The sequence below is a fragment of the Desulfovibrio sp. genome (assembly GCF_019422935.1).
Taxonomy (GTDB): Bacteria; Desulfobacterota; Desulfovibrionia; order Desulfovibrionales; family Desulfovibrionaceae; genus Desulfovibrio.
The window spans coordinates 111,632-125,434 of sequence record NZ_JAHZCJ010000008.1; the positions used below are offsets into that span (position 1 = coordinate 111,632).

The 13,803-nt window shown below is 55.8% G+C and carries 10 protein-coding genes; 7 read left to right on the plus strand and 3 right to left on the minus strand.

What is annotated here, in order from left to right:
* On the minus strand, positions 1–1,884 hold a 1,884-nt coding region (locus QZ383_RS11150; RefSeq protein ID WP_291445462.1), incomplete at its 3' end, for a multiheme c-type cytochrome.
* 2 nt (positions 1,885–1,886) lie between these two features.
* Entirely contained in the window at positions 1,887–3,569 is a 1,683-nt protein-coding gene (locus tag QZ383_RS11155; RefSeq protein ID WP_291445464.1) for a sulfatase-like hydrolase/transferase, read from the minus strand.
* A 757-nt stretch (positions 3,570–4,326) separates the two neighbouring features.
* Here QZ383_RS11155 and QZ383_RS11160 point away from each other — a divergent pair.
* Positions 4,327–6,987 (plus strand): EAL domain-containing protein, encoded by a 2,661-nt coding sequence (locus QZ383_RS11160; protein WP_291445466.1) that lies wholly within the window; start codon positions 4,327–4,329, stop codon positions 6,985–6,987.
* Here QZ383_RS11160 and QZ383_RS11165 read toward each other — a convergent pair.
* Complete coding sequence (locus tag QZ383_RS11165) at positions 6,971–8,200, minus strand: diguanylate cyclase (protein ID WP_291445467.1); 1,230 nt, start codon at positions 8,198–8,200, stop codon at positions 6,971–6,973. The genes QZ383_RS11160 and QZ383_RS11165 overlap by 17 nt on opposite strands.
* 267 nt (positions 8,201–8,467) lie before the next feature.
* Between QZ383_RS11165 and QZ383_RS11170 the strand changes: the two genes are divergently transcribed.
* The 6 genes from QZ383_RS11170 (at position 8,468) to QZ383_RS11195 (ending at position 13,788) form a co-directional block, all read left to right on the plus strand.
* Positions 8,468–9,199 (plus strand): sulfite exporter TauE/SafE family protein, encoded by a 732-nt coding sequence (locus QZ383_RS11170; RefSeq protein ID WP_291445469.1) that lies wholly within the window; start codon positions 8,468–8,470, stop codon positions 9,197–9,199.
* Between the two features lie 267 nt (positions 9,200–9,466).
* Positions 9,467–10,303 carry a transporter substrate-binding domain-containing protein gene (locus QZ383_RS11175; RefSeq protein WP_291445470.1) on the plus strand — a complete coding sequence of 279 codons (837 nt, stop codon included), beginning with the start codon at positions 9,467–9,469 and terminating at the stop codon, positions 10,301–10,303.
* An 85-nt stretch (positions 10,304–10,388) separates the two neighbouring features.
* Positions 10,389–11,348 (plus strand): agmatinase, encoded by a 960-nt coding sequence (speB, locus tag QZ383_RS11180; protein WP_291445472.1) that lies wholly within the window; start codon positions 10,389–10,391, stop codon positions 11,346–11,348.
* 252 nt (positions 11,349–11,600) lie between these two features.
* The gene (locus QZ383_RS11185) at positions 11,601–12,242 is read left to right on the plus strand and encodes an amino acid ABC transporter permease (RefSeq protein ID WP_291445474.1); all 642 of its coding nucleotides are present in this window, start codon (positions 11,601–11,603) and stop codon (positions 12,240–12,242) included.
* Complete coding sequence (locus QZ383_RS11190) at positions 12,242–12,922, plus strand: amino acid ABC transporter permease (RefSeq protein ID WP_192113846.1); 681 nt, start codon at positions 12,242–12,244, stop codon at positions 12,920–12,922. The genes QZ383_RS11185 and QZ383_RS11190 overlap by 1 nt, the downstream gene beginning before the upstream one ends.
* A gap of 68 nt (positions 12,923–12,990) precedes the next feature.
* On the plus strand, positions 12,991–13,788 hold the full coding sequence (locus tag QZ383_RS11195) for an amino acid ABC transporter ATP-binding protein (RefSeq protein WP_291445477.1): 798 nt from the start codon (positions 12,991–12,993) through the stop codon (positions 13,786–13,788).
* Positions 13,789–13,803: the final 15 nt, after the last annotated feature.

Below are 13,803 nucleotides of genomic sequence, written 5' to 3' on the forward strand. Positions count from 1 at the left end.
TGCCTTGCGCAAGGAAGCTTCCGCCCCGGCCATGCTGCCCAGACGGGCCAGAGCCATTGCAGAATTGACATGGGCGGCGCTGGCGTCCGGCCGCAGGCGCAAGGCGGCCTCATAGGCCGAAAGGGCCGCAGCGGGTTCGCCCGAACGCAGCAGGTAGTTGCCACGATTATAACTACCCGTCCAGTCATCGGCTCTGGCAGTAAAGGATTGCTCCAGTTCCACCCTGGCCTTGGCGACGGCCAGCAACGAGGATTCCGGGATATCCTGGCTCTGCACGCCAGCCAGGGCCTCGGCGGCCCGAACCCGCACAAGCCGGGATGGATCGGTGCAGGCTTTGGCGAGAGCGCTCACTGTGGCTGTCTCGCGATTTTCGGCCAGCGAGGCCGCAGCACTGGCGCGAACCAGCTCGGATTCATCGTTCAGGGCAGCGCGAACCACCGGCCACTTGGCGCTGTCCGGGCAGGCGCGCAGCAGGCGCAACATGGATGCGGCGTAAACAGCGTCTCGCTCTGGCTCCGCCAAGGAGGCAAGCATGGCTGGCAACTGGCTGAAGTTACGCTGCCGCGCATCCAGAATATGCCGGGCACGGGCAAGCACAGGGGCCTGATAGTCTCTTGGCCGCCATTGGCGCACAATGGCATCTGCCCACGCTGCATCCTTATCCGGGTGGCAACCAAGGCATGCGTTTGGCGAGCCAAAACTGGCAGTTGCGGCAGGCGTTGGCGGGCGCATGGAGTGGTCGCTCCGGCTCATGCGGGCAAAATCCGTCTTGGGCATGTGGCATGCAATACAACGGGAGCCGGGGCTTTCCGGCTTGTGCCTGGTGTGTTTGTCCAGCCCGGCTTCCTTGTCTTTATGGCAAGGCAGGCAGGCCTGATCCGGATCCTTGGCCTGACGGAAACGCCCGCTGGAAGTATGGCAAAAGATGCATTCCAGTTTGCCCGCGCGCACACAGGGGGCAGACAGCCAGGACGTGAAGGTAAAGTTTTCTCCCAGGTCGCGCCCGTCTGGATAGTAATCCTCATTTTCCAGCAGGATCAGATCAAAGTGGTCAAAAAAACGCTCGCCAGGGCGGAACGAATCCGTGATGGGCGACATTTTCGCATGGCACGAGGCGCAGGAATCATCGCGCTGCTGGCGATCCAGGTCTATTTTTATACGAATGATTTTCAGATCCGCAGGCGGCTTTCCCGGTTGCGCGGCAAGGCAAACGTCATTGTGGGCCTGCGACGGCCCGTGGCATGTTTCGCAGTTGATGCCCGGTTCGCGCCATATGGTGCTGTAGCTATCGGTTGCCGCATCATAATTGGTGGCCAGCTGACTGACATGGCAGGCGTGGCAGGAGGTGTTGAAGGTGTAGGCGCGGTCGCGCCAGTTGAGGCCTTCGCGCCCGCCAGCCCGGAAGTGGGGGCTGCGCCGCGCCGTGCTGTCTGCAACCGCGAACCACTGGCGGTTGCGCACGTCAAAAGCCAGAGGCAGTGTCTGCAAGCGCCCGCGCTCAAGCTTGGTAAGAAAATAATAAACGTTTTTGCCGCCAAGCACCTGAGCAATGGCGTAGTCGTGCTTGCCGTCCGGGCCAGTCTCGCGCACAAAACCCTGCCCCGGCCCGCAATAGGCGCGGTAAACCCGCCCGCCGGATTCAATGCCTTTATCCTGCGGGGTCAGCTGCGCGCCAACCGTGGCATCTGCATAGGGTTGCATGGCCAGCCCGTGGCGGGATGTGGACCAGAGGGAATAAAATTTTTCGTGGCAGCTCTTGCAGCTTTGCGAACCGGCAAATCCGTCAGAGGCATCTGCCGCAAGGGTTGCGTCCGGCCCGCAGACAAGGGCAAGCCCCAGCAACAGGGCCTGCCCGCATCTGCATATATTCTTCGCTATTTTCAAGCCTAGTATCCTGGCAGAAGGAAATTGGGCGGATACTTTTTCAACACGCCACGGTAGCGGCCAAATTCCGAATTAATGATATTCCCCACCGGTATGTGGCGAATACCAACGGAATCGTCTTCCTGTGGATTGGTGTACAGGTTGAACATCACAAGGCCGCCGGTTTTTTCCACAATGCCGCCGGTAAAGCCGCCATTGTAGCCCTTGTGGGTGATCATGTCGGTAATCTGCACGGCCTTGTGCACCTTAAATTCGTCGATGCGCACAGCCGCAAAGATGCTGCCCAGCCAGTACAGGATGCTGCGCCGGTTGGAATTGCCCTTGTCAGCCAGCAGGAAGGAAAGCTGGTCGATGCCGTCCACATAACGGTCTGGGGGCAGCAGCTTGGCAAGCTCCGCACCGGGCTTGCCAGCGAGGGAAAGCGCTGTGGGCAAAATGTCCGCAAGGTCAAAAAGACCTTCCGTCTTGCGGGGGGAGATTACGCCCTTGAAGTATGCAAACGTAGGCACGCGTGTGCCGCCTTCCCAGGTGGTGCCCTTGTATCCGCGGAACGGTGAACGGCCATAGGGGGAGACTTCGCCTTCCGGTCCGTTATCCGAGGTGAAAATAACCAGCGTATTTTCAATCTGGCCGGAATCTTCAAGAGCCTTCATCAGGCGGGCGAAGACATCGTCCATTTCCACCATGCAGTCGGAATACGGCGTGCAGGCGCGGGATCTGCCCAGATACTTGTCGCTGGGATAGTTGTCAAAATGGCATCCGCGCGTGCCAAAATACAGAAAGAAAGGCTTGGGATTTTTTGCCTGAGCCTTGATAAAATTCTCGCCGTAGGTGGTCAGGTCATCATCCAGATGCTTGATGGTGTCGAGATCAATAACCCGCAGATCCTTGCAGCCTTTTTCGCCTTTTTTGCACTGCACTTCGCTGTGGCTGAAGGGGGCGTTTTCAAAAGCGGCAAATCTGGGGGGATTGAGGGCGATCTCTGGATTGGCATTGATGTCGCGCCATTCCGTGTATTCGTCAGAAACCGACAGAAAACCACGAAAATCGTCAAAGCCGACATTGTTGGGCAGGGAGCCTTCGTTCTCACCCATGTGCCACTTTCCTATGCCCTGGGTCACATAGCCCTGATCGGAAAGCAGTTTTGCAATGGTGATGGCCCCGGCCAGACCGCCCTGCTGCCCATACATGGGCGGGTATTGCAGGCCGTGATGCACCGGCAGCTGCCCGGTCATTATGGTGGCGCGAGTTGGAGTGCAGCTCGGTTGCGAATACGCCGAGGTCATGATCAACCCTTCGGAAGCGAATTTGTCCAGCGAGGGTGTGTCGTTGCCCACGGCTATGCCGCCGCCGTTAAAGCCCACATCCATCCAGCCTACGTCATCAAGCACAAAAACCAGAATGTTGGGTTTTTTACCGAACTTTTTTTCCAGCGCAGCCAGTTTTTCCCGAACGGCCTTGTCCTGCTCCGGATGGGGGATGACAGGCTCCAGATTGTCGGCGATTTTAACGGCGGGGACAGTAAGATACTGGTCGGGGTGGGGATATCCCTTGGCTTGAACGGGGCCGGATGATGTGCCCCTATCGTTTTGCGCAAGGGAAGTGCCAGAAACAAGCGCCATTCCCCCCAGCTGCATGAGGGTCAAGGCAGAACACAAACAGATAAAACGCAAGAATTTATCCATGCTTCCTCCGAACAACAGTGCTTAGCCGAAGATGTTCGAAAAATAGCATCGTAAATACGGCTTGACTAGATAAAAATATTGTTATTTCGCAATATTCGTAACTACAATAATTCTATAAACTTTATTTTTTGCATCACACCAATGCAGTATCATTTCAGTACAAAATTGTCATATAGACGTGACGTATAACATATTAATGTCTCAGATATTTTAATCTTTATATCATTCTCAATCCATCTTATTTTTCATGTTGTTACAATACTCACCAAACATTACTATATCCATGTAAAATCAGCAGCACAACATATTAATAAATACACGACAATATGACATATTATTTTTTTCAACGCATAGCAATAAACGTAAGTAATATTTTAAAAAACATATACATTATCCTTACTGCATGATTAAACAACATTTTTTATACACTACAAGATATGTTCTGACATCGGATGCTTTTTTCCAGTTATGGCACAAGGCCCAGACCGGTAGATATTTGATCAAGACCAACCTGGACACATGACCGCAACCGCCTTTGCGTGCTTTAAATGCCGATGGATATTTTTGTCCTGCCGTTCAATACAGAAAAAACTTTGATATTATAAATAGTTATATTTTATCCAACTATTTTTATTCAAAAAACATACGGCATCATGTAAACTTGGAGCCACAGCGAGTAGGTAGTGCCACATCCACGGTAGGCGCCGAATCGGTTTCCACGGTACCCGGTTGAATTTATTTAAAATAATGGTGAATCATGCCCACTGCAGAGCAAAGCACCAGAGAAAAGAAAGGCGCGTTATGCAACTGCAACAGGCGCATGCTTGCCATCACGGCGACGTCCCTTCTTTTTCTGCTGACGATCATCTGGTCGGCAACCCTGTGGGACATTGCACGCTCAGAAAAAGAAGTTCAGTCTACTGTTGAAATTACCACGCGCACCTTGGCCCGCGCCCTGAGCGAGCACATGCTGTCCACGATCAAGCGCCTTGAGCTTGCCATCAAGGAGCTGGATGCAGCATGGACTCCCGACCAAAAGGATATCCGCGCAGAAGCGGAGGGGTTGAAAAAAATCATCGGCGATCTTGCCCTGCAAATTTCCATAGTAGAACCTGACGGTCTTGTTTCCTATTCAACCCTGCCGCACATTGCGGGCATAAGAATAGCCGACCGAGAGCACTTCAGTGTGCACCTCACCCCGCCCTGGCGGGAAATTTATGTTGGCAAGCCGGTTCTGGGCCGCGTTTCCGGCAAATGGACCATCCAGTTTTCCAGCCCCATTGTCCGACAAGAAAAACTTGTCGGCGTCATTGTTGTTTCTGTTGAGCCAGACTACTTTGCCTCATTCTTTCGCAGCCTTGGCCTCAATGCGCAAGATTCCATCGACGTCATCCGCTCCGACGGCACACTGCTTGTGCGCTCCACCGGCGATGGCCTCATCTACGGGCATATCATCAGCGGCACAGCCTACCTGAAAGCAAACTCCCCCGTCAGCGGCAACTTTCGCCGCCCTTCGCAGATTGACGGTATTGAACGGATATTCGGCTATTACAAGATTGGTCAGTATGGGCTGACCTTTGTAGTGGGCAGCGCAGTGGGCAACGCCTTTGCGCCTTTTGAGCAGATACGCTCCGCCACGTTATGCGCGGCGGCGCTGGTATCTGCCCTGCTGGTGGCTCTGGCCTTTCTTGCCTACGACAGCCTGCGCCGCCGTGATGAAGCCGAAAAGCAGCTGGAGCTTACGGGACAGGTATTTGATTTCACTGGCGAGGCCATCTGCATAACAGACAGCGAAACAAACATCCTGGCCGTCAACGAATCCTTTTGCCGCCTCACGGGTTTTTCGCAACCGGAGATTATCGGCAAGACGCCGCGTGTGCTGGCCTCAGGCCGTCACGGGGTGGAATTTTACAAGCACATGTGGGATCAGCTGTTTTCCAACGGCTGGTGGGAAGGCGAAATCTGGAACAAAAAAAAGGACGGCACCTTTTACCTTGAATGGCTGAACATCAAGGTGGTACGCAACCTGCGCGGGGGCATAACCAACTATATCGGCGTATTTGCCGACATAAAAAAAATTGCCGTCACCCAGCGGCGCATTGAATTTCTGGCCACGCACGATGAACTGACGCAGTTGCCCAACCGCGCCGTGTTTTGCGACCGCCTGCAAAAAGCGCTGGATTGCTACCCGCCCACCAGCTGCCAGTTTGCTGTTGCTTTTATCGACATTGATGATTTTAAAATAGTCAATGATTCCATTGGGCATGCGGCGGGCGACAGCCTGCTTAAAGAAATGGCCCTCCGCCTCACCTCCGCAGCTGGCGCGGATGCCGTTGTCTCACGCTTTGGCGGCGATGAATTTACCCTGCTGCTGGAAAATGTGGACGAAGCCAAGGCGGCGGCCACTGCGCAGCGCATCATTGAATCTTTACGCCAGCCCATTTCTGTATGCGGCTTTGAAATCTACGCCGGGGTCAGCATTGGCATAGCAGTATACCCGCAGCACGGCAGCGACATAAGCACTCTTTTGCAAAATGCCGATATTGCCATGTACCATGCCAAGGGGCAGGGCAAAAATACCTTCAGCTTCTTTAATGACGAGTTGCAGATCAAGGCGGCCATCCAGCTCCAGATAGAAAGCGGTTTGCCGCGCGCCATTACAGAAAACGAGCTGGTTTTGCACTACCAGCCCCAGGTGGAACTGGATTCCGGTCGCATAATCGGGCTTGAAGCCCTGGTGCGCTGGCAACACCCCAATGACGGGCTGCTGTTCCCCGGCAAGTTCATTCCCCAGGCAGAAAAAACACGCCTCATCGACAAACTTGGCGAATGGGTTGCCGACAGAGCCGCCGCGCAGATCGAACAATGGCGCGCCGCAGGGCTCAACCCGCCCAAGGTTTCCATAAACATTTCTCCATCACAGTTTTTGCGTGGCGCGGCCTTGCCCATGATTGAGCGCATCCTCAACAAGTATTCCATTCCGCCGTATCTGCTTGCCATTGAGCTGACGGAAAGCGCCCTTATGACCGACCCCAAGGAGGCCCGTCGCGCTCTGGGCAAGTTCCGCGATATGGGGCTGGAAATTTCCATTGACGATTTTGGCACCGGCTTTTCTTCGCTGTCGTCCCTGCGCCACTACCCCATCAACAGGCTCAAGATAGATCAGTCTTTTGTGCGGGATCTGGACGAGGCCCCGGATGCCTGCGCCATCACGCAGACGGTCATTGATCTGGCGAAATATCTGGGCATAGCCTCCATTGCGGAAGGCATTGAAAACGAAGGGCAGTTCACCAAAATCAAAATGATGGGCTGCAATATCGGGCAGGGATTCTTTTTCGCAAAAGCGCTTTCAGTGGAAGAGCTGGAAAAAAGAGGATTCGTCAGCACCGGGCCAGCAATTATCACGCGCGATCCGTAGCCCACTCCGCTCCGGCGGTGTGCACCACGGTATTCTTGCCCTTGGCCTTTGCTGCGTACAGGGCGGCATCGGCCGCGCGCAGCAGTTCACGCCTGTTTTTCTTTCCTGTGGGTTCCAGCACCGCAACCCCGGCGCTCACGGTAACAACATTGCCGTGCCTGCCTGTGGCATGCTCAATGCGCATCATTGCAAAAGCCCGCACCACATCCTCCGCCAGGGCAAACGCCTCTGTGGCGCTCATGCCGGGCAGGATCAGGGCAAACTCCTCCCCGCCATAGCGGGCGGCCACATCCGTGGCGCGCCGGGCATGCGCTTGCAGAACCTGCGCGAGCTTGCGCAGGCATTCGTCGCCTTCCTGATGACCGTACCGGTCATTGAAGTTTTTGAAGTCGTCAACATCCAGAATCACAATGGCCATGCCAAGCCGCCCACGCACGGCCCGCTTCCATTCGCTCTCATACGCGGCATCAAACTTGCGTCTGTTGGCAAGGCTGGTGAGGGCGTCCGTCTCCGACATATCCTGAAGTTCTTCGTTGGCGACCCGCAGTTCCGCTTCCATTCTGGCAAATGTCATGGCGATGATGCAGAAAGTCAGAATTGAGGCAATGAACATTGCCATGAGCAGCATGGCCTTGGCCATCTCATCCGGCCCGGAGGGAAGACACTGCACGGAGTTGAAGGCCTTGTACGCGCGCAGCACAAACACCGCCCCAAGAACAACAAACATCGCAGACAGCAGAGATTGCGTCGCATGCCGTTTCCAGCCTTTGACAACATACGGTTCAACCCCGATGCGGAGAAACATGAAAGCCATGCCAAGGGAAAATACGGCAACCCTTGTGCAGGTGTTGAAATCAACAAACATGTAGTAGGCTATTACAGCTGAAACAGCCGCAAAAACACCATAGTTTACTGCCATGCGACGCTTTGGCCTGACGCCGCCATACAGCAACAGGCCACGGAACAGAAAAACCCCGGAGAGCAGCATCAGCACGCCGCCAGAGTAGAGGGAGAGCAAAAAATCAAAGGGACGGAAATAGTTAAGAAACAGCCCTACAGACCAGGAAACCAGCCCGAGCGTCATGCTTCCGAACCCAGGATAGGTTCGGCGGTACAAGTACGTATACACAAGCACGGAAGACAGCGAGAAATAGAGAGCCGCCACGAGAACTGCCATGGTGAAGGCATCAAAGTTGCTCAAAAGATCAATCATTGGCAACTATCCGTAACGGTTGGGAATAAGCCAAAAATTTTAGAACGCTCCAGAAACATTGAGCAAGATTAGCATGTTGATGCATACCTGAAAAGGCGCAAATACTCCCCCGGCCTGCCAGGGCCAGGGCACGCCTTATGCGCCGCCGCTTTACGCCAGGTTGACCTGCGCTGTGCTTCGCGCGTAAGGGCAATAGGTGGCTGCAACCTGCCGTGTTGCCTGTTGAATACGTCCACCCGGCCCTGATGCCGGATCAGCGAAGGCCTTATGGATACTCCTGTTCTTGTAGTTGTGATCGCCTGGTTTGTGGGCGGGTTTGTTTCCGGTGCAAGCGGCATCGGCGGCGCCATGATCGCCCTGCCCCTTGCGGCCCTGTTTATTCCCATTCAGACTGTCATCGTCCTGAGCTGCATACTTAATCTGGTTATGGACGGCGCGATCGCCGCCATGCATTTTCGGTATTGCAAGGTTCGCGCGCTGTACCCCCTGTTTGCCGGGGCCATCCCCGGCTCCATCATCGGCCTTTTCATTCTCCAGATGGTCCCTGGCAGCATGCTTCAGGGCATGACCGGCATACTCCTGCTGGCATTTGTGCTGTGGCAGAGCCGCTCGCGCGTAAGCCAGACCGGGCAGGAATCCTGGCTCAAGGGCGGGCTTGCGGGCTTTGCCTCGGGCGTGCTGGGGTCGGCCATCTCTTTTGACGGCCCCCCCGTGGGAGCCTACGGCCTTTATGCCGGGTGGACTCCACGGATATTTCTCGGCACGCTGGGTATCTTTTTTATCATCAGGGCTTCGCTGACCTGCGTTCTCCAGGCCGGGGCAGGATTATACACGCCCGAAGTGCTGCGCTACGCCGCATACGGCATGCCTGCCACGGTGCTGGGCACGCTGTGCGCCTTCCCTGTAGCGAAAAGAATCAACCCTGAACGTTTCCGCACCGTGCTGCGCGGCATCATTGCCGCTGCGGCTCTGGTCTGCATCTGGCGGGCATGGCTGTAGCGCTCGACCACCTACAACCTTCCATCAGTATTGGCCTCCTCGCGGAGGCCTTTTATTTGCGGCGGAGCAGGAGCTTCACTGACAGGGCTTTTCGCGAATCTGATACAACTTTGTAAAAAATGCGGACGCCACAAGGCCAATAAAACAATATTGTTTTGCTAGCGCACTATCATTTCAATTAAAACTATTTAATTTGTTAAAATAAAACAACTTTTTACTTTGGCAGCTATATTGCAACATCCTCTGCAAAATCTGGAGGGTTTTCGTATGAATATGTTGCTGAAAAAAGTTGTGGTTGGTGCTGCGTTGGCAAGTTCGCTCCTCATGGGCGCCAATACCGCCCGCGCCGACCTGCTTGCGGATATCAAGGCCAAGGGCGAAATCGTCATCGGCACCGAAGCCCGTTTTACGCCGTTTGAGTTTATGGAAAACGGTAAAATCGTGGGCTACAGCAGCGACCTGCTTGAAGTCATCATGAAGGACATGCCCGGCGTTAAGGTCAAGCGCATGGATATTCCTTTTCAGGGCATCCTGCCCGGCCTGAGCGCCAAAAAATTTGACTATATCGTCACGTCTGTCACCGCCACCAAGGAACGCAACGAACACTACGCCCTGAGCGTGCCCGTGGCCGACGCCACCGTGGCCATGCTGGTGCGCGCAGACAGCCCCTTTACCAAGCCCGAAGACATGAGCGGCAAAACCGTGGGCTGCCAGACAGGCTCCGCCCAGATCAAGGCCATTGACCTGCTTGCCGAAAAACTTGGCGGCAAGGACAAGATCAAGGTCAAGGAATACGTGGCCTTTGACGAAGCCTACGCCGACCTTGCCGCAGGACGCCTTGACGGCGTGGCGCAGTCCTACCCCAACCTTGCGGACGTCATCAAACGCCGCCCCGGCGTGTTCAAGATCCTCACCCCGCCCTTTGGCCCCAAGGTCTACTTTACCTGGGTGGGCCGCAACGATGCGGACAGCGCAAGCCTCGCGGCTTTCTTCAACGACGGTCTGCGCAAGCTCATCACCAGCGGCAAAATGGCGGAGCTTCAGCAGAAGTGGTTTGGTTTCACCATGGAGATTCCCACAGAGCTGCCCACGCCCGTTCAATAACCTTTCCTTCCTTCACGCATGGCCCCGGTCTTATGAGGCCGGGGCCTATTTTTGCAAGTTTATACATTATTTCAGGAGAATAGGTATGAGTCCGGTCAATTCCCTGCAATCCCCACGGTTTTGCGGCATCCGCACCTTCATGCGGCAACCGGCGGCAACGGGCGAAACCCCGCAGGCCGATGTTTCCATTATTGGCGTTCCCTTTGACAGCGGCGTATCATACCGCCCCGGCACCAGATTCGGCCCTGCGGCCATCCGCGAGGCCTCAACCCTGCTCAAGCCCTACTCGCCCGAACTAGATGTGGACGTGAACGAGAGCTTCACCATCGCCGACCACGGCGACATCGACACCATCCCCGGCTATATGGAAGACAGCTTTGCCGCCATCACCGGCAGCCTGAAGCCTTTTTTCGCCTCCAAAACCCTGCCTGTCATTCTGGGCGGTGACCACAGCATCAGCCTGGCAAACCTGCGCGCCGTGCATGCGGCGCATGGGCCTGTGGCTTTGCTGCATTTTGACGCGCACAGCGACACCATACCCAGCTACTACGGCAAGCCCTACAATCACGGCACCCCCTTCTACTGGGCGCTGAAAGAAGGCCTCATTCAGCCGCAGCATTCCACGCAGATCGGCATTCGTGGGCCGCTCTACAGCCGCAACGCCCTTGACTGGCCCCGACAGCAGGGCCTGCGCATCATCATGGGGCACGAGGCCCACGCAATGGGGCTGGAGGCTGTGATGCGCGAGGCCCTTGCGCGCATTGGCGATGCTCCGGTGTTTCTGAGCTTTGACATTGATTTCCTTGATGCGGCCTACGCCCCCGGCACCGGCACGCCAGAGGTGGAAGGGTTCACCACCTACGAGGCCATGACCCTTGTGCGCGGCATTTGCAGCAAGTGCCGCGCTGTTGGCATGGATCTGGTGGAAGTGCTGCCCGACAAGGACGTGGCGGGCATTACCGCTCTGGCTGGAGCCTCAGTGGTCTTTGCCTTTCTTGCGGCGCAGGCTGCATTTCGAAGCGCACAGGCCCAAACCACATTCTGATCGCGTAATGAAACAAAAATGTTTTAGATAAATCCAACATACCGCAGTCAAAACATTTTTGTTTCAATGACGCTCTAAGAAAATCAATCAAAAATGTGTAACTACCTGTAAGCAAATAATAATTGCCAAAATGGCATCCAGTTTGCTCAAAACACCATACTGACAGGCGGGGAGCCGTGCCGCAGGGGAGTCCCTCCTACTGTTCCCCGCCGGAAACGCCCAACCGAGTGGATGCATCCACAGCAGGCTATCATGAACGAATGCAGCTTCATCCTTTCCATAATGCCGGAGCTGCTCCAGGGCGCAATAACTTCGGTTCTTGTGGCAATGGCGGCAATCTCGCTGGGTGTTGTGCTGGGCATTTCGGTGTGCCAGATGCGGCGGTCGCAGTTTTGGGGATTCAAAAAGGCGGCAGGGCTGTACATCAGCTTTATGCGGGGCATTCCCGTGCTGGTGGTTCTGTTTCTGCTGTTCTACCTGCCTTCGGCAGTCAATATTGAAGTGCCCTCGCTGCTGGTCGCCGTGCTGGCCCTTGGCCTCAACACCAGCGCCTTTCAGGCAGAAATTTATCGCGGCGGTTTCAACTCCATACCCGTGGGGCAGATCGAAGCGGCCAAGGCGCTGGGCCTCAGCCGCATGCGCATTCTCACGCGCATCCAGCTGCCGCAGGTGCTGTCGCTCACAGGGCCGGAGCTGGTCAACGAATTCATCATCCTGTTCAAGAACTCTTCGCTTATTTCTGTTATCGGCGTCACAGAACTCATGCGCCGCAGCGAACAGCTTGTGTCCACAACCTACAAGCCCGTGGAAGTGTATCTGGCCGCAGCCATTATTTATCTGGCCCTGTGCCTGATTATTTCTCGCCTTGGCGAACGCCTTAAGGGGAAACACTGATGGACGCCCTCACGACCTTTCTGGCCCGCTGGCAGAGCTTTTTGATTGAGAACGGCCCGGATTTTGGCGCAGCGCTCTGGGTGACCATCCGCATCAGCCTGGTCGCCATAGTGTGCGGTCTGGCTCTGGGTTTTGCCGCGGAGCTTGGCCGCCGTATCTGCCCCTGGCTGCGCAAGCCCGTGGCCTGTTATGTAGAATTTTTTCGCGGGACGCCCCTGCTCATCCAGCTTTATCTGCTTTATTACGGCGGCCCCAGAATCGGCATCGTGCTGGATGCGGAACCCGCAGGCATGCTGGGCATGTCGCTCTATGCCGCCGCCTATTTTTGCGAAATATTCCGGGCCGGATTTGAGTCCATCCCCGAAGGCCAGCGCGAGGCGGCGCACTGCCTTGGCATACGCCCCTGGCGCAGGCTGTGGCGCATTGAATTGCCGCAGATGGCCCAGATCGTGCTGCCACCAGCAGTCAACCAGATTATCACGCTTATCAAGGATTCAGCGGTGCTTTCCATCATCACCGTGGCGGAACTGACCAAGACCGCGACCCGCATCATGAACATCAGCTTTGAAATTGTCATGCCCCTGTGCCTGCTGGCCCTGCTCTACTGGATCATTTCCGAGGCAGTGGCAGTTTTGTGCGGCAAGGCGGAGGCCCGCCTGACCAGGCATTTGACGCGTTAGCGCAGCATCAGACCAGCGCGGATTTTTACAGGAATCCGCGCCGCCAAGGCTCCAAAGGAGAACAGGTCATGGAAGAAACAATCACCCCGGCCATCAGAATATGCGATGTGCGCAAACGCTATGGGCAGCACGAAGTGCTTCAAGGCATTGATATGGAAGTCATGCCCAAGGAAGTGGTCTGCCTTATCGGCCCTTCCGGTTCCGGCAAAAGTACCCTCTTGCGCTGCGTCAACTTTCTTGAAGTGTATGATGAGGGCGAAATTCTGGTTGAAGGCGCACTGATGGGCTACGAGGTGCAGTACAACGGCACCCGCCGCCGCGCCAGCGAAACACGCATCCGCGAAAGCAGGCGCGACCTCGGCATGGTGTTTCAGCATTTCAACCTTTGGCCGCACATGACGGTGATGGAAAACGTCACCGAGGCGCTCATTTCCGTTGCTGGCAAAAGCCGAGCCGCCGCCGAAAAAAAAGGGCTGGAATGCCTTGAACGCGTGGGTCTTGCCGAAAAATGCAGCAGCTATCCGGCCCAGCTTTCCGGCGGGCAGCAGCAGCGAGTTGCCATTGCGCGAGCTCTGGCAACGGAACCGCGCATCATGCTGTTTGACGAGCCAACCTCTGCCCTCGACCCCGAGCTTGTGGGCGATGTGCTGCAAGTCATGCGTAGTCTGGCCAACGATGGCATGACCATGCTCATAGTGACCCACGAGATGGGCTTTGCCGCCGAGGTGGCGGATCGGGTGGTCTTTATGGAAGGTGGGCACGTTGTGGAGCAAGGGCCGCCGGACAAACTTTTTCATACGCCGGAAAGCCCGCGCCTTGCGGCCTTTCTGAAAAGCTGGACGCACCGCAACGGACAGGTTGCCTAGCTTCCGCAGCACTGC